The 20014-nt window shown below is 67.1% G+C and carries 23 protein-coding genes and 1 tRNA gene; 9 read left to right on the top strand and 15 right to left on the bottom strand.

The window, feature by feature from the left end; genetic code table 11:
- The first annotated feature begins 51 nt into the window (after positions 1–51).
- Complete coding sequence (locus tag CEF10_RS01210; RefSeq protein ID WP_101065530.1) at positions 52–2043, top strand: OmpA family protein; 1992 nt, start codon at positions 52–54, stop codon at positions 2041–2043.
- Positions 2030–2362 (top strand): hypothetical protein, encoded by a 333-nt coding sequence (locus tag CEF10_RS01205; RefSeq protein WP_101065529.1) that lies wholly within the window; start codon positions 2030–2032, stop codon positions 2360–2362. Before CEF10_RS01210 ends, CEF10_RS01205 begins: the two co-directional genes overlap by 14 nt.
- Positions 2363–2383: 21 nt before the next feature.
- On the opposite strand, the gene CEF10_RS01200 is transcribed toward CEF10_RS01205, so the two are convergent.
- The 10 genes from CEF10_RS01200 to CEF10_RS01155 form a co-directional block, all read right to left on the bottom strand.
- Entirely contained in the window at positions 2384–2830 is a 447-nt protein-coding gene (locus CEF10_RS01200) for a molybdenum cofactor biosynthesis protein MoaE (protein WP_101065528.1), read from the bottom strand.
- Positions 2831–2832: 2 nt separating this feature from the next.
- Positions 2833–3078, bottom strand: a complete 246-nt coding sequence (gene moaD, locus CEF10_RS01195) for a molybdopterin converting factor subunit 1 (RefSeq protein ID WP_101065527.1) — start codon at positions 3076–3078, stop codon at positions 2833–2835.
- Complete coding sequence (gene pgsA, locus CEF10_RS01190) at positions 3078–3743, bottom strand: CDP-diacylglycerol--glycerol-3-phosphate 3-phosphatidyltransferase (protein WP_101065526.1); 666 nt, start codon at positions 3741–3743, stop codon at positions 3078–3080. The genes moaD and pgsA overlap by 1 nt, the downstream gene beginning before the upstream one ends.
- Positions 3744–3821: 78 nt before the next feature.
- On the bottom strand, positions 3822–5693 hold the full coding sequence (gene uvrC, locus CEF10_RS01185) for an excinuclease ABC subunit UvrC (RefSeq protein WP_101065525.1): 1872 nt from the start codon (positions 5691–5693) through the stop codon (positions 3822–3824).
- A 298-nt stretch (positions 5694–5991) separates the two neighbouring features.
- Entirely contained in the window at positions 5992–6771 is a 780-nt protein-coding gene (locus tag CEF10_RS01180; RefSeq protein WP_101065524.1) for an SDR family oxidoreductase, read from the bottom strand.
- A 13-nt stretch (positions 6772–6784) separates the two neighbouring features.
- The gene (locus CEF10_RS01175; RefSeq protein WP_101065523.1) at positions 6785–7750 is read right to left on the bottom strand and encodes a calcium/sodium antiporter; all 966 of its coding nucleotides are present in this window, start codon (positions 7748–7750) and stop codon (positions 6785–6787) included.
- Positions 7747–7920 (bottom strand): hypothetical protein, encoded by a 174-nt coding sequence (locus tag CEF10_RS01170; protein ID WP_198586121.1) that lies wholly within the window; start codon positions 7918–7920, stop codon positions 7747–7749. Before CEF10_RS01170 ends, CEF10_RS01175 begins: the two co-directional genes overlap by 4 nt.
- A 1-nt stretch (position 7921) precedes the next feature.
- Positions 7922–8719, bottom strand: a complete 798-nt coding sequence (locus CEF10_RS01165) for a S49 family peptidase (RefSeq protein ID WP_101065521.1) — start codon at positions 8717–8719, stop codon at positions 7922–7924.
- A gap of 110 nt (positions 8720–8829) precedes the next feature.
- On the bottom strand, positions 8830–9591 hold the full coding sequence (locus CEF10_RS01160) for an ABC transporter permease (protein ID WP_101065520.1): 762 nt from the start codon (positions 9589–9591) through the stop codon (positions 8830–8832).
- A complete protein-coding gene (locus tag CEF10_RS01155) occupies positions 9588–10523 on the bottom strand; it encodes an ABC transporter ATP-binding protein (RefSeq protein WP_101065519.1) in 936 nt (311 codons plus the stop codon). The genes CEF10_RS01160 and CEF10_RS01155 overlap by 4 nt, the downstream gene beginning before the upstream one ends.
- A 214-nt stretch (positions 10524–10737) precedes the next feature.
- Here CEF10_RS01155 and CEF10_RS01150 point away from each other — a divergent pair, with 214 nt between their 5' ends.
- Positions 10738–11445 carry an SGNH/GDSL hydrolase family protein gene (locus tag CEF10_RS01150; RefSeq protein WP_232796365.1) on the top strand — a complete coding sequence of 236 codons (708 nt, stop codon included), beginning with the start codon at positions 10738–10740 and terminating at the stop codon, positions 11443–11445.
- Here CEF10_RS01150 and CEF10_RS01145 read toward each other — a convergent pair.
- The gene (locus CEF10_RS01145) at positions 11442–11945 is read right to left on the bottom strand and encodes a CoxG family protein (protein ID WP_101065518.1); all 504 of its coding nucleotides are present in this window, start codon (positions 11943–11945) and stop codon (positions 11442–11444) included. The genes CEF10_RS01150 and CEF10_RS01145 overlap by 4 nt on opposite strands.
- 135 nt (positions 11946–12080) lie before the next feature.
- Between CEF10_RS01145 and CEF10_RS01140 the strand changes: the two genes are divergently transcribed.
- Together CEF10_RS01140 and CEF10_RS01135 are read left to right on the top strand one after the other, a co-directional pair.
- Positions 12081–13067: a DMT family transporter gene (locus CEF10_RS01140; protein WP_101065517.1), complete on the top strand. Its 987-nt coding sequence runs from the start codon at positions 12081–12083 to the stop codon at positions 13065–13067.
- Between the two features lie 62 nt (positions 13068–13129).
- On the top strand, positions 13130–14221 hold the full coding sequence (locus CEF10_RS01135; protein ID WP_101065516.1) for a CaiB/BaiF CoA transferase family protein: 1092 nt from the start codon (positions 13130–13132) through the stop codon (positions 14219–14221).
- A 52-nt stretch (positions 14222–14273) separates the two neighbouring features.
- On the opposite strand, the gene CEF10_RS01130 is transcribed toward CEF10_RS01135, so the two are convergent.
- The 4 genes from CEF10_RS01130 to CEF10_RS01115 form a co-directional block, all read right to left on the bottom strand.
- Positions 14274–14350: transfer RNA gene (locus tag CEF10_RS01130), tRNA-Arg, on the bottom strand.
- Positions 14351–14408: 58 nt separating this feature from the next.
- Positions 14409–15800 (bottom strand): sensor histidine kinase, encoded by a 1392-nt coding sequence (locus tag CEF10_RS01125; protein ID WP_101065515.1) that lies wholly within the window; start codon positions 15798–15800, stop codon positions 14409–14411.
- A 16-nt stretch (positions 15801–15816) separates the two neighbouring features.
- Positions 15817–17235, bottom strand: coding sequence for a dihydrolipoyl dehydrogenase family protein (locus tag CEF10_RS01120; RefSeq protein ID WP_101065514.1), 1419 nt, complete (start codon positions 17233–17235; stop codon positions 15817–15819).
- A gap of 2 nt (positions 17236–17237) precedes the next feature.
- Positions 17238–17939, bottom strand: a complete 702-nt coding sequence (locus CEF10_RS01115; protein WP_232796364.1) for a TVP38/TMEM64 family protein — start codon at positions 17937–17939, stop codon at positions 17238–17240.
- Positions 17940–18261: 322 nt separating this feature from the next.
- Between CEF10_RS01115 and rpmH the strand changes: the two genes are divergently transcribed.
- The 4 genes from rpmH to ttcA are packed head-to-tail and all read left to right on the top strand — an operon-like array spanning position 18262 to position 19973.
- A complete protein-coding gene (rpmH, locus tag CEF10_RS01110) occupies positions 18262–18396 on the top strand; it encodes a 50S ribosomal protein L34 (protein ID WP_101065512.1) in 135 nt (44 codons plus the stop codon).
- Positions 18397–18418: 22 nt separating this feature from the next.
- Positions 18419–18826 (top strand): ribonuclease P protein component, encoded by a 408-nt coding sequence (gene rnpA, locus CEF10_RS01105; protein WP_101066005.1) that lies wholly within the window; start codon positions 18419–18421, stop codon positions 18824–18826.
- The gene (yidD, locus tag CEF10_RS01100) at positions 18823–19056 is read left to right on the top strand and encodes a membrane protein insertion efficiency factor YidD (protein WP_101065511.1); all 234 of its coding nucleotides are present in this window, start codon (positions 18823–18825) and stop codon (positions 19054–19056) included. The genes rnpA and yidD overlap by 4 nt, the downstream gene beginning before the upstream one ends.
- 47 nt (positions 19057–19103) lie before the next feature.
- Entirely contained in the window at positions 19104–19973 is an 870-nt protein-coding gene (ttcA, locus tag CEF10_RS01095; RefSeq protein WP_101066003.1) for a tRNA 2-thiocytidine(32) synthetase TtcA, read from the top strand.
- Positions 19974–20014: the final 41 nt, after the last annotated feature.

The following is a 20014-nucleotide window of genomic DNA, read 5'->3' as shown; positions in this document are numbered from 1 at the left end:
TGGGCCTAAACAGTCGGACGGAGCCAGAACAGCAAGAAGTTGGCCAAATCCATGCGCCTTTCCTCGATCGTCCCGGTCGCCGCCGCCTTCCTGGTTGCCGCGGTGTTGTCATTGGTCGCCGCCGGGTATGCCGTCTCGGCGGTCGAACAGGGGTCGAAATCGGTCGTGCGGCAGGAACTCGTGCGGCGCGGCATGGAATGGGTCACGGTCGATACCAACGGGTTGCAGGTCTTTCTCGCCGGCACGGCACCGTCCGAAGCGGCGCGCTTCAACGCGCTGTCGGCGGCCGGATCGGTCGTGGACGCCGCCCGCCTGATCGACCAGATGCTCGTGGCCGAGGCAGAGGACATCGCACCACCGCGCTTCTCGGTCGAGATCCTGCGAAACGAAAGCGGGGTTTCCCTGATCGGGCTGATTCCCGGGAACACCGACCGCGCGGCGCTGACCGGGCGCATCGCCGAGGCGGCGCCGGACGAAGAGATCACCGACCTGCTCGAGACCGCGGACTACGCGCGACCGGACACCTGGAGCGACACGCTCGATTTCGCGATCCGCGCATTGGCCGAGCTGGAGCGGGCCAAGATCTCGGCCGATGCAGACCGGGTCAAGGTGACCGCGATGACCGAAAGCCGTCGGGCCAAGCGCGAGATGGAGGAAACACTGTCGCGCCTTGCCCCTGCCGAGGTTGGCCTCGCGCTCGACATCTCGGCGCCGCGGCCGGTGATCACGCCCTTCACGCTGCGCTTTCTTATCGAGGACGGGAAGGCGCGGTTCGACGCCTGCTCGGCCGATACCGAAGCGGCCCGCGAGCGCATACTGGCCGCCGCCCGCGCCGCCGGGATGGAGGAGGACGGCGAAAACGCATGCACCGTCGGCCTTGGGGTGCCCTCGCCGAAATGGGCGACCGCGGTGGAACAGGCCATCTCGGCGCTTTCCGACCTCGGCGGTGGCAGCGTGACGTTCTCGGACGCCGACATCAGCCTGCTGGCGCAGCGCGGCACGCCGCAGGAGCGGTTCGACAGCGTCGTCGGCCGGCTGGAGAACGAATTGCCGGAGGTTTTCGCGCTTCACGCCGTGCTGCCCGAAACACCGGACGAGGAAGAGGCGGGCGGCGCCCCCGAGTTCACCGCGACGCTGTCACCCGAGGGGCTGGTCCAGCTGCGCGGGCGTCTGCCCGGCGCCCGGTCCCGCCGCGCGGTCGAAAGCCTGTCCAAGGCCAGGTTCTCTGCCGATTCCGTGCACAACACCGTGCGCGTGGACGAGGACCTGCCGTCGGACTGGCCGTTGCGCGTCATGGCCGGCATCGAGGCGCTGTCGCACCTGTCCAACGGCGCGGTCACCATCACGCCCGACAGCCTGCGCATCGCGGGCGACACCGGCCAGAAGGACGCACGGGCGCGCATCGCCGGCTTCCTGTCGGACAAGCTGGGCGAAGGCGCGCAGTTCTCCATTGACGTGACCTACGAGGAACAGCTCGACCCCGTGGCCAGCAAGCCCACACCCGAGGAGTGCGAAAGCCGGATCAAGGCCGCCCAGGAGGACAGCAAGATCAGCTTCGAACCCGGCTCGGCGAAAATCGGGGGCGATGGCAAGAAGGTCATGAACGAAATCGCAGAGATCCTGAAGGAATGCGGCGAGATCCGCATGGAGATCGGCGGGCACACCGACAGCCAGGGCCGCGAGGTGATGAACCAGCAGCTGTCGCAGGCGCGCGCGCAGGCCGTTCTGAATGCGTTGCGCGCGCGGCGGGTGCTGACATCGTCGTTCACCGCGAAGGGCTATGGCGAATCGCAACCGATCGCCGATAACGATACCGAGGAAGGGCGCGAGGCGAACCGCCGGATCGAATTCCGGCTGATCCGGCCCGAGTCCGTCGCGGAAGCCGACGACTCCGACACCGGAAAGCCCGGAAAGGAGGAAGCGGCGGCAGACGCCGCGGAACCGGCGGACGGCACCGCACAAACCGGCGATGGCGCCACGGACGCGAACCAGGATGGCGCCGCCGACGCAGAACAGGAAGACAACACCGATGAACAGGACTGAGTTTATCGTCGCCACGGCCGTGGTGCTTTTCGTGGCCTTCTGTGTTGGCTGGTTCTCCAACTGGTTGATACACCGCTTCATCCGCGTGTCGAAATCGGACGTTGGCGAACTGGAGAAGATGGCGCAGGAACTGCACGAGGCGGAGGAAACGCGCGACCAGGCCATCACCTACATGCAGCAGCGCGAGGCCGAGCTGACGAACCAGCTTTCGCAGACGGAGGCCGAATTGAAGGCGACGATGGACGGTCTGCGCGAAGCGCGTCACGAGGCCGAACAACTCCGCGCGCAACTCGATCGCATGCGGGCGCGCGCAGAGTGAGGCGCGGGTGGCACGCGGGCCTCAGCCCCAGCGGTCCAGCGCGGCCTCGTCGGCCTGCCTGGCCTCGACCCAATCGGCGCCGGCGTCGGTGACTTCCTTCTTCCAGAACGGCGCGCGGGACTTGAGGTAATCCATCAGGAAGTCGGCGGCCTGGAATGCGTCCGCGCGGTGCGGCGCCGAGGTCGCGACCATCATGATCATGTCCTGCGGGGTCAGCCGGCCAAAGCGGTGAATGATCAGGACGTCGCCCAGGCTCCAGCGGTCCGTGGCGTCGCGCGCGATCTGCCCGAGCGCCTTTTCCGTCATCCCGGGATAATGCTCGATCTCCATGGCCTCGAGGCGCCCGGCTTCGAGGTCGCGCACGATGCCGGTGAACGTCACGACCGCGCCCATGTTGTTCTGTCGCGCGGTAAAGGCGTTCACTTCGCCACCAAGGTCGAAGGGCGCCTTCTGGACCTTGATACGCATCCTCAGCCTCCGGTCATCGGCGGGAAGAACGCAACTTCACGCACGTTCTTCAGGGGGGCGTCGAAATCGGCGAGTTCCTGGTCGACGGCCACGCGCAGCGCGTCGAGATCGGCGAAGGCGGCGGCATAGCGGTCTTCGCGGCCGCGCAGTTCCTCGACAAGCTCACGCACCGTCCGCGCGCCCGTCTCGACGTGCTCGCGCGGTTCTCCGATGCGTTCGCGAACCCAGGCGAAATACAGAACGTCCATCACGCGTCATCCTTCAGATAGGGCACCGACTTGCGGAAATAGTCGATGCCACTGAGCAAAGTCAGGGCGGCGGCCAGCCACAGCAGCCAGAGCCCGAGGTGCCCGCTCCAGATCATGCCGTCGAGCTTCCAGCGCAGGCCGTGCAGGTCCTCCTCGCGGCCCGAGAGAATGTCGTCGACCATCGCCTGGTCCATGCCCTCGGTGCTGGCCACGAGATAGTGCTCGAAGACGCCCTGTGCAAAAAGCACCGCGATCGCGATCATCTGCGCCGTGGTCTTCCATTTGGCCAGCTTCGTGACCTTCAGCGTGCCCGCTACGTCGCCCAGGTATTCGCGCAGGCCCGACACGAAGACCTCGCGGAAAAGGATCACCGTCGCCGGCAGCACCAGCCAGGGCGACATGCTGGAATACCCCACGATCACCATCAGCGCGACCACCACCATCGCCTTGTCGGCGATGGGGTCCAGCATGGTGCCCATCTTGGTTTCCTGCTTCCACGCCCGTGCGAGGTAGCCGTCGAACCAGTCGGTCATCGCCGCGACGAGGAACAGCACCAGCGCGAACCAGTCGGCATAGGGCCGCGTGAAATAGAGAAACATCACCGCCACGCCCGGCGCCGCCAGCAGGCGCAGAATCGTCAGGATGTTGGGCAGCGTCCACTTCATCGCCCCTTTCCTAGCCTGTTCGCAGGGCGCGGGAAAGTGGGCACGCAACGTCGTGCCCGACTCCGTGCGACACCGTTCTCAGGCGCGGTCATGGAAGAACGCATAGATACGTTCGGCAAGCGCCTCTGACACGCCATCGACCGCCTTGAGATCGGCGAGGTTGGCGCGGCTGACGGCCTTGGCGGAGCCGAAGTGCGACAGCAGCGCGCGCTTGCGCGCGGCCCCCACGCCCGGCACCTCGTCCAGCGGGGTGGCACCCACTGCCTTGCCACGCTTGGCCCGGTGCGTGCCGATTGCGAAGCGGTGCGCCTCGTCGCGCAGGCGCTGGATGAAATAGAGGACGGGGTCGTTGTGCGGCAACGCCTTGGGGCGCCGGCCGGGGCGGTGGAACTCCTCCTTGCCGTGTTCGCGGTCCACGCCCTTGGCCACACCGACGACGGGGATGTCCTCGACCCCCAACTCGGCCATGATCCCGGCCACGGCGCCGACCTGCCCGGCGCCGCCGTCGATCAGAAGCAGGTCGGGCCATTGGCCGCCCTCGCGGTCGGGATGCTCCTTGAGCAGGCGTTTGAAGCGTCGGGTCAAGACCTCCTTCATCATCCCGAAATCGTCGCCGGGCGTCAGATCGTCGCCGCGGATGTTGAACTTGCGGTAGCTGTTCTTCATCAGGCCCTCGGGCCCGGCGACGATCATCGCGCCCACCGCGTTCGCGCCCTGGATGTGGCTGTTGTCATAGACCTCGATCCGCTGCGGCGGCGCGGGCAACTCGAATGCCTCGGCCAGCCCGCGCAGCAGCCTGGCCTGCGTCGCTGTTTCGGCCATGCGCCGGGCAAGGCTTTCGCGCGCGTTGCGCAGGGCGGCGTCCACCAGCTCGGCCTTTTCCCCGCGCCGGGGGGTCAGGATCTCCACCTTGCGGCCGCGCTTGTCAGACAGCGCCTGCGCCATCAGGTCGGTGTTCTCGATCGGGTGCGACAGGATCACCTGCCGCGGCGGCTCCTTGCCGTCGTGGAACTGGCCGAGAAATGCCTCGAGCACCTCGGCCTCCTCCATCTCCGCGTCCACCCGCGGATAGAAATCGCGGTTGCCCCAGTTCTGCCCGGCGCGGATGAAGAACACCTGCACGCAGGCCTGCCCCTTTTCCAGGTGCAGGGCGACGATGTCGGCCTCTGTCACGGTGCGCGGGTTGATGCCCTGTGCCGTCTGCACCTGCGTGAGCGCCTTGATCCGGTCGCGCAGCGCCGCGGCGCGTTCGAATTCCATCGCGTCAGCGGCGTCATGCATCTGCTGCTTGAGCTTTTCCTGCACCTCCGTGGAGCGCCCCGACAGGAATCGTTCGGCATCGCGCACCGAGGCGGCATAGTCCTCCTCGCTGATGAGCCCCACGCACGGGCCGCTGCACCGCTTGATCTGGTACAGAAGGCAGGGGCGCGTGCGGGATTCGAAGGTGCTGTCGGTGCAGTTTCGCAGCAGGAACACCTTCTGAAGCTGGTTGAGCGTGCGATTGACCGCGCCGGCGCTGGCAAAGGGGCCGTAATAGGCACCCTTGTCCTTCTTCGCGCCGCGGTGCTTGCGGATCTGCGGAAAGGCGTGATCCTTGGTCACGAGGATGTTCGGAAAGCTCTTGTCGTCGCGCAGAAGCACGTTGTAGCGCGGCTTGAGCTGCTTGATGAGGTTCTGCTCCAGCAGCAGCGCCTCGGTCTCCGTCGCGGTGCTCAGGAACATCATCGAGGCCGTTTCGCGGATCATCCGGGCGATCCGTGGCGTGTGGCCCGTGGGCCGGGCATAGCTGGAAACGCGCGCGTGCAGGTTGCGGGCCTTGCCGACATAGAGGACCCGCGCCTGCTCATCCAGCATCCGGTAGACACCGGGCGAGCTGTCCAGCGTCCGCAGGTAGGACTGGATCACCTCGTGCCCCTTCTTCGGCGCCTGCTCTGAGGAAAGGTCGGTCATGGCGTCTGACTTATGATTCTCGGGCACCGGCTGCAATCTCGGGGGGCCGGTTTCAAGGGGAATCCTTTCCACGATTCCTGTGGATAAACCTGCCGATAACTTTCGCGAAGCGGTGGTTTCTCGTTGATTCCGGCCTGTTTCGCCGGTTTGATTAAAAAATAGGCAGAATCGCAACTGATTGATTTTAAATCATAAAAATATGGTGCCGTGACAAAGGCCTGAAAATATTGAAGTTTTTGTAACGCGATCACGACGCCCATTCGCCCCGTGCACAACTTTCCTGCTACCGCGTCGCCCGTTATTCGGGGCCGAGCACATCGGGCGTCTGCCAGCCAAGGTGCTGCCCGCCGTCCACGCAGATCAACTGGCCTGTCACCGCCGGCGAGTCGAGCAGGAAAGCTAGGGCCCGCGTCACGTCCTCGGGGCCGGCGCCGCGCTGCAGAACGGTGTTCTGCCGCTGCCGCGCAAAGTGGCTTTCGCTCTGGCGGTGGCCCTGAAGCGTCGGGCCCGGACCGATCGCGTTCACGCGCACGCCCGGCGCCAGCGCCTGCGCGGCCGTCTGGGTGAACGTCCACTTGGCGGCCTTGGCCAGCGTGTAGCTCATGAACTCGGGCGTCAGCTTGCGCACGCGCTGATCGATCATGTTGACGACCAAAGCCTGTGCCACGGGTTCGCCGGCGGCATCCGGCACGGGCTCCGGTGCCTGCGCCGCGAAGGCCTGCGTCAGAACCACCGGCGCGCGCAGGTTGCTTTCGAAATGCCGGTCCCAGCTTTCGCGCGTCGCTGTGGGCAGGGTGTCGTATTCGAAGATCGAGGCATTGTTGACCAGCACGGACAGCGGCCCGCCCAGGGCCTCCGTCGCGGCCGGGACCAGGCCCGATACCTGCGACTCGTCCAGAAGGTCGGCCTGAAGCGTGCAGGCCCGGCGGCCCAGCGCGCGGATGTCGCGCGCCGTCGTTTCGGCGGCCTCGGCCGAACGCGCGAAGTGCACGGCAACGTCAAAGCCGCGTTCGCCCAGCGCCACGGCCATGGCGCGGCCCAGTCTCAGGCCAGCCCCCGTCACGAGTGCCCGTGTCATTCGATCCCTCCAGTCAGGTCAGTACCTGCCAGACATAGACCAGATAACCGACGGTCAAGAGCAATCCCCAGACGCGATTCATGTCCATCTTGAGGAACACGAAGGGCACGATCAGCACCGAGGCCCCCAGCATCACCCAAAGGTCGAACCGCAGGAACGAGGGGTCGACGGGAATCACGCCGACAAGGCCGGTCACGCCGATGATCGCGAGGAGGTTGAACATGTTCGAGCCGATCACGTTGCCAAGCGCGACGTCGGCCTGCCGGCGCAGCGCGGCCATCACCGTGGTCGCCAGTTCCGGCAGCGAGGTCCCCAGCGCAACCAGCGTGAGCCCGATCACCGAGTCGGTGACGTGGTAGCGGCGCGCGATGATCGCGGCATTGTCCACGAGGATGTCGGCCCCCAGCGGCAAGCCGATCAGCCCCAGGACCAGAAAGACGGTGATCTGCCACCACGGCATGTCCGGATCGGCGCCCTCGACGCCCTCGGACTCGTCGGCATCGACCAGCAGCATCTCGGCGGTGGCGCGGCGATGTCTTCCAGCTTCGACAAAGGCGTCGAGCAGCACGAGGCCCAGGGCGAACAGCAGCACGGCGCCCTCCAGCGCCCCGAACTCGCCCGTGAACGCCAGCCCGACGAACAGAAGCGAGGCGATGATCATGAAGACATAGGTCTTCCGGCTGTCGCACTCGCTGGTGTGCAGCCCCGACAGCAGCGCGGGCACGCCCAGGACCAGGAGGATGTTGGCGGTGTTCGACCCCACGACATTGCCCAGCGCCAGGCCCGCCTGATTTTCCAGCACCGCGTTGATGGAAATGAGCAGTTCGGGCGCCGAGGTGCCGAAGGCCACGATGGTCAGGCTGACGATCAGCGCGGGCACGCCCACCCTCAGGCTGAGGTTCACCGCGCCCTTCACCAGCGCGTCACCCGCCAGCAGCAGGATCGTCAGCCCCAGCGCCACGAGCAGCCAGGCGATCATTTGCGCCTGCCCTTTCGGCCGCAGCTGCACGGTCCCTTGCCGATGCGGAACCGGCCGCAACGCGGGCAGCGCGCCGATTGAAGCTTCTTTTGCCCCGGAAAGCGCAGCTTGCCGAACATGGCCATCACGCCCATGAAAACGAGAAAGAGAATGACGATCTTGACGATCACGTCAGAGCCCGTAACGCGCGTAGCCTGCCCGCTCCTCGACCGCGGCAAGCGCATCCTGTGCAAGCGTCATTCCGAGCCGCTGCAACAGCGGCCGGCGCCGGCCGTAGTGGGACAGCCGCACATTGTCTCCGTAAAGCTCCCGCAACTTGGGCAGAAGGTGCGCCTCGCCGTCTGCCAGCCCCAGTTCGACGGCGCGGCGGCCCGCCCAGAACTCGCCCGTGAAAAGATCGTGCAGATCGGTCAGCCGGTCCCCGCGCCGTGCCTTGACGTGCTCGACGAACCCGGCGTGGAGTTGTTCCAGGATGCCTTCGAGGCGCGCGACGTCCTCCTCCTTTTCGGGCAGGAAAGGGTCGAGCATGCTCTTGGACCTCGCCGAGGTATGCACCCGGCGCTCGATCCCCTGGCGGGCCAGGAACACATGTGCGCCGAAGCTCGCCGAGATCACGCCGATGGAGCCGACGATCGATCCGTGATCGACCCAGATATCGTCTGCCGCGGTGGCCAGCCAGTAGCCGCCAGAGGCCGCGACATCCTCGACAAAGGCATGCACCGGCAGGCCCTTTTCCTCGGCCAGCCGGCGGATCCGTGCCGCCATGAGCGACGATTGCACCGGCGAACCGCCGGGCGAGTTGATCACCAGCGCAACCGCCGCCGGCTTTCCCCGTTTGAAGGCCTTGTCGATGACCGGCCCCATCGTCTCGTCGTTGAGGTGGGCCCGTGCCCCCGTGCCGATGGCCCCGGAAAGACGGATGACGGCCACCTTCGGGCCAAGGTTCAGGAAAGGAAGCCGCTCGATCATGGGGCCGATTTAGGACGGCGGCGCCGCACAAGCAAGGCACCCGCGCCCGCCCCGGGGCCTTCGCTGCCAAATTCCGCGAACGCGGGCAAATAGGTCACGCCGCGCAACGCTCAGGCCTTGATCCGGTACCCCGTCCTGAAGATCAGCCAGACGAGCGCCAGGCACAGGCCCGTGAACCCGGCAATCGCGAGGAGACTGTAACCGACCGCGACGTCGGCCTGCCCGAAGAAGGACCAGCGAAACCCCGAGATCAGGTAAACGACAGGGTTGAACAGGGTGATCGTCTGCCAGACCGGCGGCAGCATGTTGATCGAGTAGAACGAGCCGCCGAGGAACACCAGCGGGGTGATGACCAGCAGCGGGATGATCTGCAACTGCTGGAAGTTCTGCGCCCAGATCCCGATGATGAACCCGAACAGCGAGAACGAGGTGCAGGTCAGCACGAGGAAGGCGACCATCGCGACGGGATGCAGGATCTCGATGTCCACGAAGAACCCTGCCGTGAACAGGATGACAAAGCCGATCATAAGCGATTTCGTGGCCGCGGCCCCCACGTAGCCGAGCACGATCTCGAAGAAATTCACCGGCGCCGACAGGACCTCGTAGATCGTGCCGATGAACTTGGGAAAATAGATCCCGAAGGAGGCGTTGGAGATCGCCTGCGTCATGGTCGACAGCATGATCAGCCCCGGCACGATGAAGGCGCCATAGCTCACCCCCCCCACCTGGTCGATGCGGCTGCCGATGGCCGCGCCGAAAACCACGAAGTAAAGCGAGGTGGAGATCACCGGCGAGAGCAGGCTTTCCATCAACGTACGGAAGAACCGCTTCATCTCGTAGACATAGATCGCTCGAACCCCGTGCAGGTTCATCGCGCGTCCCCCTTCTTGACCAGGTCGACGAAGATCTCCTCGAGGCTGGACTGGCGGGTATGCAGATCCGAAAGCGTGATTCCCTCTGCCGCCAACGCCTGCAACAGCCGGGTGATCCCGGTGCCGTTGCCGCCGGAGGTGTCGTAGTGGTACGTCAGCGAGCGACCGTCGCTGCCCAGTTCGAGATCATAGCCGTCAAGCGCGGCGGGCACCCGGTCGAGCGCGGTGTCGAGGTCGATGCGCAGCGTCTTGCGCCCCAGGCGGCGCATCAGCGCGGTCTTGTCCTCGACCAGAAGGATATCGCCCGCGTTGATGACAGCCACGCGATCGGCGATCGCCTCGGCTTCCTCGATGTAGTGCGTGGTCAGGATGATCGTCACGCCCGAGGCACGCAGCCCCTCGACCACGCGCCACATGTCCCGTCTCAGTTCCACGTCCACGCCCGCCGTCGGCTCATCAAGGAACAGGACCCGCGGTTCGTGCACCAGCGCCTTGGCGATCATCACCCGCCGTTTCATGCCGCCCGACAGTTCCATCGTCTTGGCCTGCCGCTTGTCCCATAGCGAAAGGTCACGCAGGGTGCGCTCGACCAGCGCGTCGTCGCGCGGCCGGCCGAACAGACCGCGCGAGAACCGCACGGTGTTGATAACGCGCTCGAAGGGTTCCAGCGCGACCTCCTGCGGCACCAGCCCCACGAGCTTGCGCGCGGCGCGGTAGGCGGTCTCGGTGTCGTGACCGCCCACGCGGGCCGCACCGCCGGTCGGCGTTGTGATACCGCACAGCGCCGAGATCAGCGTCGTCTTGCCGGCTCCGTTCGGCCCGAGCAGGGCAAGGATCTCGCCCTTGTGGATATCGAGAGAGACGCCCTTGAGCGCCTCGAACCCGTCATCGTAGACTTTCCTCAGCTTGTCGACCTCGACGATCGGCGTCATTGCCGTTCCTCCACGCGTTCCGCGCCAACCTATTGCGTTTGACCGCCGGGGCAATCACCGTCTGCGCAGGGGCGCCTGTGCATCACCGCGGGGCCGCCTTTCGTGCGCCGCTCCGTTTGCCGGAAAATCGCCCGAAAGTGGCCATGCGCAGGCCATTCCCCTTTCCGAAATGCTGCTACACTGCCTGCAAGGCGACACGCACAGGACAACAGGAATGATCCCCATACTCAGACTTGCCGCCGCGATGCTGGTGCTGGCGGGGTGCACCGAACCCGTGACACGGGACGATACCTCGCGCATCCTTCTGATTGGCGATTCCCTGATGGCCATGCACGGGCTGTCGGGGCAGTCGGTGTCGCACGCCGTAGAGAAACGCCTGGGAGAGCCGGTCACCGACCGCGCCGTGATGGGGGCACGGTTTCTCTACGCGTTGCCCATCTCCGGGGCGGCGGGGCTGAACATCACCAAGCAATACCGCCCCGGCGACTGGGAATGGGTCATCGTCAACGGTGGCGGCAACGACCTGTGGCTGGGCTGCGGCTGTTCGCGCTGTCACCGCAGGCTTGACCGGCTCATCGCCGCCGACGGGCAGGACGGCGAGATCGCGGAGTTCGTCCGCCGCGTGCGGGCGGGCGGCGCGCAGGTGATCTTCGTGGGCTACCTGCGCAGCCCCGGCGCCGGATCCCCGATCGAGCACTGCCGCGAGGAAGGCGACGCCCTGGAGGGCCGCGTGGCGCAACTGGCCCGCACCGACCCGGGCGTGCATTTCGTGTCGCTGTCCGACCTCGTGCCCGAGGGCGACACCTCCTACCACGCGGTGGACATGATCCACCCCAGCGTGAAGGCCAGCCGCGCCATCGGGGCGCGCGTCGCGCGGGTGATCCGCGAACAGGGAGAAACCGCAGACCCCCCCCGGCGCTAGCTGATCAGCCGCTTGAGCCAGCCCTTCTTCTCGGCCTTTTCGGGCTCGTCCTCTTCCTTTGGCCCCTCGATCACGCCCTCGAGACGTTCAAAGAACTGGTCGGCCATCTTCTTGGCGAACCCGTCGACGACGCGGCTGCCCAGCTGCGCCAGCTTGCCGCCGACCTTCGCCTCGACGTCGTAGACCAGCCGCGTGCCGTCCTCGATTTCCTCGAGCCGCACGTCGGCGCCGCCCTTGGCGAAACCGGCCGCGCCGCCCTTGCCCTCGCCGGTCAGGGTCAGGCTGTCGGGCTCGGCCATCTCGGAAAAGGTCACGTGTCCCTTGAAGGTGGCCTTCACGGGGCCGACTTTCTGCGTGACCGTGGCCTCGTACCCCTCCTCGGGCGAACCCGTCACCTCCTGCGCACCCGGCACGCATTCCTTCAGAACCTCGGGCCGCATGAGCGCCGTCCAGACGGTCTGCCGGTCGGCCGCGATCTCGCGTTCGCCACTCATTTTCATGGAATGTTCCTTCGCCCTGTTCGCCGGATTCATCCTAGTGGATCGCGGCGCCCCGGCCAAGTGCCCGACCCGTCGGGAAACGGCATGACGCGGGGCGTGCCCCCATGGTAGGGGCGATTCGAAAGGATCCGTCCCATGACAGTTCAGACGAAGGCCCAGAACCCGGCCACCGGCATCGGATTCATCCTGCTGGGCATGCTGGCGATCTCGGTCAACGACATGCTCATCAAGTTCCTGTCGGGCGGCTACCCGCTGCACCAGATGGTGTTCACCCGCTCGGCCATCGGCATCGTCTTCAGCCTGATGATCGTGCAACTCGAGGGTGGCTGGCGCATCCTTCGCACCCGCACCCCGGGGCTGCACCTGTTGCGCGGGTTGATGGTGGCGATCGCCAACATGACGTTCTTCGCCGCGCTGGCCGTGCTGCCGCTGGCCGAGGCGACGGCGATCTTTTTCGTGGCGCCGCTGATGATCACGCTTCTGAGCATTCCCTTCCTGGGCGAGAAGGTGGGGCCGCTGCGCCTGGGCGCCGTGGTGGTGGGCTTCGCGGGCGTGGTGGTGATGACCCGGCCATGGGCCAGCGGCGCGGAGCGGCTGGCTCCTGTCTATGTCTACCTGCTGCCGGTACTTGCGGCGCTGACCTATGCCATCAACCAGATCCTCACCCGGAAGCTGGGGGTGAATTCCAAGGCCTCGGCGATGGCCGTCTACATCCAGTTGGTCTTCATCCTGGTCAGCCTCGGATTCTGGAGCGTCGCAGGCGACGGCCGCTTCGCCGAAGACATCCGGAACGAGAGCCTGGTCTTCCTGCTGCGCGCCTGGACCTGGCCGGAGGGCAATGACGTCTGGCTGTTCGCCGCGCTCGGGCTGAACTCGGCGATCATCGGCTACGCGCTCAGCGCGGCCTACCGAAGCGCCGACGCGGCCACGGTGGCGCCGTTCGAATACGTGGGCCTGCCGCTCGCGGTGCTGTGGGGCTGGGCCATCTGGGGCGACCTGCCCGACACGGTGGTGAGTATCGGTATCCTGTTGATCCTGGGGGCAGGGCTGTTCGTCTTCCTGCGCGAGCAACAGAGGAAACGTCCTCTCGTCAGCCGCAGGCGCGTGCACCGCAGGTACTGAGGGCTGGCCGGCACCTCTCGCGCCGCTTAGGGTGACCGCCGTGATGCGACGAAAGGCCGGGCATGCTTGAAGGACTGCGCGTGATCGAGATCGAGGGGCTGGGCCCCGCCCCTTTCGCGGGGATGATGCTGGCCGACCTCGGGGCCGAGGTGATCGTCGTGCATCGCCCCAGGGGCAACGGGATCGTGCCCGAGGACGAAAACCTGCTGGACCGCGGCAAGAAATCCATCGTGCTCGACCTCAAGGCGCCGGATGACCTTGCCACCGCCCGCGCCCTGATCGCCACGGCCGACGCGGTGATCGAGGGCTTCCGCCCCGGCGTGATGGAACGGCTGGGGCTGGGGCCGCAAGAGTGCCGGGCCGACAACCCGGCGCTGGTCTACGGGCGCATGACAGGCTGGGGCCAGGAAGGGCCACGCGCGCAGACCGCCGGGCACGACCTGAACTACGTCGCCGCCTCGGGCGCGCTCTGGTACGCCTCCGAACCCGGCCACCCGCCGATCACGCCGCCCACCCTGCTGGGCGACATCGGGGGCGGGGCGCTGTACCTCGTGGCGGGCGTGCTGGCCGGCATGATCGCGGCACAGCGAACGGGACGGGGCACCGTCGTGGACGCGGCGATCGTGGACGGTTCGGCGCACATGATGGCGCTGCTCATGGCACTGCGGCAGGCCGGGCATTTCACCGAGGAGCGGGGCAAAAGCCTGCTCGACGGGCCGCCGTGGTCGCGCAGCTATGTCTGCGCGGACGGCGGGCATGTCACCGTGCAATGTCTCGAACCGCAGTTTCACGCCGAGTTCCTGTCGCGCATGGGGCTCGCGGAGGACGCAGGGTTCGCCACGCAGCACGACGCCACCCGATGGCCGCAGCAGACCGCGCGGCTGGCGGGCATCTTCGCGGAGAAACCCCGGGCCCACTGGACCGCGCTGTTCGACGGCTCCGACGCTTGCGTGGCCGCCGTGCTTTCCCCCGATCAGGCCCGCGAAGAGCCGCACATGGCCGCGCGCGGCACCTGGCAGGACGCCCACGGCGCGTTGCAACCCGCCCCGGCCCCGCGCTTCGACGGGCAGCGGACACAGCTTCGCCCTGCTCCGCGGCGTGGACAACACGACGCCGCGATCCGGGCCGAACTGGCGCAGAACGCACGGGAATGAGGCGCACGCGCACCTTGTCCTGGACCCTGGGCCTTCCTGAAATGCGGGAAGATGGCGGACCGAGGAGGATTCGAACCCCCGACCCCTTGATTCGTAGTCAAGTGCTCTATCCAGCTGAGCTATCGGTCCGTGGAGGTGAGCGTGTATCCCCTGCCCGCGGGCTTTGCAAGGGGGAATCCGTGCCAAATCACGCGGCGGTTTCGAGTTCCCCCTTGGGCAGCGTCACGATGAAGACCGTGCCATCCGGGCCTGTCCGGCCCAGGTCCAGACGCCCGCCGTGGCCGCGCACCAGCTCGGCCGCGATGGTCAGGCCCAGCCCGGAGCCGCCCTTGCTGGCGCCGCCCTCGAAGGGTTTGAACAGGTTGTCGCGCGCCTTCTCCGGCAGGCCCGGGCCGTTGTCGGCAACCTCGATGATCCAGTTGGCCTCGTCCTCGCGCGCCCGCACCCGGATCTCGCCCGGCGTCCCGCTCGCCACGATGGCCTGGCGGGCATTGCGCACCAGGTTCGCGATGACGCGGTAGAGCTGCTCGGAATCCGCGCGGACCGTAAGCGCCGGCGGCACCTCCTCGACGAAGCGGATATCGGCCTCCCCGGCGGACAACCGTTCGCTTTCGATCACGTCGCCCACGATGTCCTGCAGCGCGAACCGGCTGAGCGTCGGCGCCGGTTCCTCGGCCTTGCCGAAGGCCAGCGTGGATTCGCACAGGTGCATGGCGCGCGTGAGCGAGTTCACCAGCTTGGGCGCCAGCCGCTTGACGCCGGGGTCCTCGCTCATCTCGATGCGGTCGGTGAACAACTGCGCGCTGTTGAGGATGTTGCGCAGGTCGTGGCTGATCTTGGCCACGGCCCCGCCCAGTTGGGCCAGCCGCTCCTTTTGCCGCAACGCGGTGGTCAGCTGCGTCTGCATGGTCTTGAGCGTCTCTTCCGCCTCGCGCAGCTCGGTCACGCCGGCGCCGGGCTCGATGATGCGGTTCGCATCCTCGGGTGCGGCGGCATAGGCCTGCATGTGGCTGACCACGCGCTTAATGGGCCGCACGAGGAACCGCCGGACGGCAAGGAACAGCAGCCCGGCGGTGATGACCGAGATGACCAGGGACAACATCAGGATGCGCAGACCGTAATCGATCATGGCGGCGCGCAGCGCCTGCGTCTCCATCGTGACCTCGATCAGAAGGCCGGCTTCGCGTACCGGCTCACCGATCACCCGGATCACCCCGGGCTCGGGATCGGCCAGGCGGCGCATGGCATCGCCGATCAGTTGGATGGCAGATGCGTCGCGCAGGTCGAAGGACGCGGCAACCGGCCCCGGCACGGGCGAGGACAGGATCAGCTGCCGCGCGGTGTCGCGGCGCAGCACGACGTTGAAGACGCCGGCGTTGCGCAGCAGTTCCTCCTCGAGCTCCTCGTCGATCATGTCGTCGGCAAGCAGCGCGAGCGATGCGATCTGCGCGCGTTCCAGCCGCGACAACAGGAAGTCCTCGCGGTAACGCGCCACCGAGGGCACGAAGATCAGCACCTCGGCCAGCATCACGAAGACGGCGGTGAGTATGAGGAAGCGCCCGGAAAGTGAGTTCATCATGCCCGTGTCGATCCCTTCAGGGAAGCCAGCGTTGCACCAGCCTGACGACCCTTCTGACCAGTTTACTATCAAACAACCTCGGCGAGAAATAGGCCCCCGCCGCCCGCTTGCTGATCTCGCCCAGCGTCGGGTAGGGCGAGACCATGGCGGCCACGTGTTTCATCTTCAGCCCGTTGGCCAGCACCAGGGCCCAGAGGTTCGCGATCTCGCCGGCCTGCGCGCCGACGACCGACACGCCCACGGGCCGGCCGCGCCGCACCATGACCTTGATGAGGCCCTCCGTCTTTCGCTCCGCCACGGCGCGGTCGGTCTCGGCATAGGGAAACCGCACGACCTCCAGCCGGTCGCCGTGCGCGGCGCGCGCCTGCGCCTCGGTCAGACCAACCTGCGCGAGCTCCGGTTCGGTGTAGGTCACCCAGGGGATGTGCGCGGTTCCGGCCCTGGCGGGCAGGCCGAACAGCGCCGAGCGGATCACCACCCCCGCTTGATAGCCCGCGACATGGGTGAATTGCAGACCGCCCGTCACGTCGCCGATGGCATAGACCCGCCGGTTCGTGGTGCGCAGGCGGGCGTCCACCCTGATGCCCGCGCGTGTCGTCTCGATCCCTGCGCCCGGCAGGTTCAACCCGTCAATGTTGGGTTGGCGCCCCGCGGCGAGCAGCAGATGCGTGCCGGTGAAGCGGCGGCCATCCTCCGTGGCCACCTCGATCTCGCCCGCGGTGCCGCCGACCCGGGACACCATCGCGTCTTCGGCGATCTCGACGCCCTCGGCGCGCAGACGGTCCAGCGCGACGGCGGCGGTTTCGGGGTCGTCCGCGGGCAGCGCGCGCTTGCCCTCGATCACCGTGACGCGGCAGCCGAGACGTCTGTGCGCCTGCGCCATCTCGACACCGATCGGCCCGCCGCCCACGACAAGCAGGTGTTCGGGCCGCTCGCGCAGGTCGAAGATCGTCTCGTTGGTCAGGTAGGGCACGTCGCCCAGCCCCGGAATCGGCGGCACCATCGGCGACGAGCCCGCGGCGATCACGACGCGCCGCGCCACGATCACGTGCCCTCCGGCCTCCACTTCGCGCGGGCCGGTGAAGCGACCCCACGCGCGGATCACCCGCACGCCCAGCCCTTCGAAGCGGTCCTGGCTGTCGTGCGGCGCGATCTGGGCGATGACCCCGGCGACGTGCGCCTGGGCGGCCGCGTAATCCACCTGCGGCACGGCCCGGCCGATGCCGTAGACCTCTCCCGCGCCAAGGGCATGCGCCGCCTTGCCGCTGGCCAGAAGCGCCTTCGAGGGCACGCAACCATGGTTGAGGCAATCGCCGCCCATCTTGCCGCCCTCCAGCAGGGTGACATCGGCGCCCATCTGGGCGGCGCCCGCGGCGACGGACAACCCGCCCGAGCCCGCGCCGATGACCAGCAGATCGGTTCGGATGCGCGACATGGTCAGATATCCTTGCGGCCACGGATCGTCTTGATGACGATCGGCAGCGCCGCCAGTGCCGCCAGACCCAGCAGCGGGCCGATGATCTGCGGCTCCCACAACAGCGACATGTCCGGTTTCCCGCCGCGGTCGAAGACCTCTCCCACGCCCACGCCGATCCATGTGAAGACGATCGCGCCGGGAATGATGCCCAACACGGTGGTGATGGCGAAGTTGACGAATTTCACCCCCACCAACGCGGGCAGCAGGTTTGCGGCGAAGAACGGCACCGCGGGCACGAGCCGCAGCAGGAACAGGACGCTGATCTCGTGCTCGCGCAGGCCCTGGCGCACCCGCTTGAGCGTGCCCTCCGATGCCTCCAGCCGCGCCGCCAGCGTCCGGCCCAGCCCCCAGCGTGCCGCGAGGAAGATCGCGAATGCCCCGAGCGACGCCCCGATCACGTTGTAGACCGTGCCCACGGCAAGCCCGAACAGGAAGCCGCCGGTGACCGAGGCCACGGCCGCGCCGGGCAGCGAAAAGGCCACGATGACGAAGTAGGTGGCCACGAAGGCCGCCGCCATGACTGCGTAGTTCGCGTCACGGAAATCCAGCAGCGCCTCGCGGTGCTGCTGCAGCGTGTCGAAGGTTATGTAATCGCGCAGGGTGAAAAACCCCACGACCGCGAAAAGGATGATGATTGCCAGCGGCGCGTGTCGCACAAACATGCTCTTGTTCCATCGGGAAACGTCGTCCATTGGCCTGCCTCCATTGCGTTTGACCGCAAGATGCGTGGCCGGCATCCCTTTGCCTAGGTGCTTCACGCGCGATTGATGGCCGGTGACGGTTTCCGTGATGACCCGCGCCGCATCACCGCAGTCTGTAACATGCCGGCCGGCCGTGGGAAGGAAATTTGTTGCAAAACGCCCGGCGCGGGTTTGACTTGCGCGGCGCGCGCGCCTATAGACCGGGCTTCGAACATTCCCGGGCGTTGGCACGATTCCCGCATCCAGCGGACGTGCGTCACCCGCAAGAACCGGAGTCGGAGCGATGAAACGCACCTTTCAACCCTCGAACCTGGTCCGCAAGCGCCGCCACGGCTTCCGGGCGCGCATGGCCACCAAGGGCGGCCGCAAGGTTCTGAACGCGCGCCGCGCGCGCGGTCGCAAGACACTGAGCGCCTGACGCGCCAGCCTTGATCGGACAGATGACGCCGCCGGAGGCCCCCGACACCGCAGCGGGGAACCACGCCCCGGCGGTTTCGTCGTGTCTGACGACCCTCAAGACCCGCCGCGATTTTTTGCAGGCTGCCCGCGCACGCAAGCAGGGCACGCCGTCGATGATGGTGCAGGCCAGGCGCAGGCGACCGCAGGAGGACGGGGCCGGCATCCGCGTCGGTTTCACCTGTTCACGCAAGGTCGGCAATGCCGTGGCGCGCAACCGCGCCAAGCGCCGCCTGCGCGCCGCCGCCCGCGAGGTGCTGCCCCGCCACGGCCGCGCGGGCTGGGACTACGTTCTTGTCGGCCGCGCCGGCGCCACCGCCGAGCGGCCGTTCGACAAGCTCAAGCGCGACCTGGAACAGGCGCTGGAGAAGCTGCACGGGGGGCGGGAATGACGCCGCTTGCCCGCGTCCTTGCCCTTCCGGTGCGCGCCTACCGCCTGGTCCTGTCGCCCTGGGTGGGGCACAACTGCCGCTATTACCCCACCTGCAGCGCCTATGCGCTAGAGGCCCTGGAAAAGCACGGCGCCGTCAAGGGGGGCTGGCTCGCGCTGCGACGCATCCTGCGCTGCAACCCCTGGGGCGGCTGCGGCCACGACCCGGTGCCCGATCGCGACGATCCGTGACCGCTTTGCCCTTCCCCGCCGGGGCGGAATCTGCGATAGCGCGCATGATGTTCGACGAAACCGACGAGATCCACGCGCTGCTGGCCGGCGCGCCCCGGACCACCGAGTTCAAGAAGCTGCGCAAGCGCATAGTGCAGAACGTTCGCGAGGCCGTGGAAAGCTACGCCATGGTCGAAAAGGGCGCGCGGTGGCTTGTCTGCCTGTCGGGCGGCAAGGACAGCTACACCATGCTGGCCGTGCTGCACGAGTTGCAGTGGCGCGGCCTGCTGCCGGTGGAGCTGCTGGCCTGCAACCTCGACCAGGGGCAACCGGGATTTCCCGCGACCGTTCTGCCCGAATTCCTAAAGCGCATGGGCGTGCCGCACCGGATCGAGTACCAGGACACCTATTCCGTCGTCACGGACAAGATCCCCGAAGGCCGCACCTACTGTGCGCTGTGTTCGCGCCTGCGGCGCGGGCACCTCTACCGTATCGCGCGCGAGGAGGGGTGTTCGGCCGTCGTGCTGGGCCATCACCGCGACGACATCCTGGAAACCTTCTTCATGAACCTCTTCCACGGTGGGCGGCTTGCCACCATGCCGCCCAAGCTGGTCAACGAGGAGGGCGACCTCTTCGTCTACCGTCCGCTTGCCCACGTCGCCGAGGCCGACTGCGAGAGGTTCGCCCGCGCGATGGATTACCCGATCATTCCCTGCGACCTGTGTGGCAGCCAGGACGGGCTGCAACGCCAGCAGGTCAAGGCGATCCTCGATGGCTGGGAGGCCAACAGCCCCGGCCGGCGGCAGGTCATGTTCCGTGCGCTGATGAATGCCCGGCCCTCGCACCTTCTGGATCCGGCACTGTTCGATTTTGCCGGTCTCGTGCGTCAATCGGGAAAATTCGAGGAAAATCCGGGCACGGCTTCGGAGTCGCATTAAGCGCGTGTTGAATGCCCGGCACTAGCCTTTCCGGCGAACCA

Source organism: Roseovarius salinarum (assembly GCF_002834145.1).
GTDB classification, from domain to species: Bacteria; Pseudomonadota; Alphaproteobacteria; order Rhodobacterales; family Rhodobacteraceae; genus Roseovarius; species Roseovarius salinarum.
Note: the sequence above shows the minus strand (reverse complement) of the source record. Positions and strands in the feature narration are given on the sequence as shown.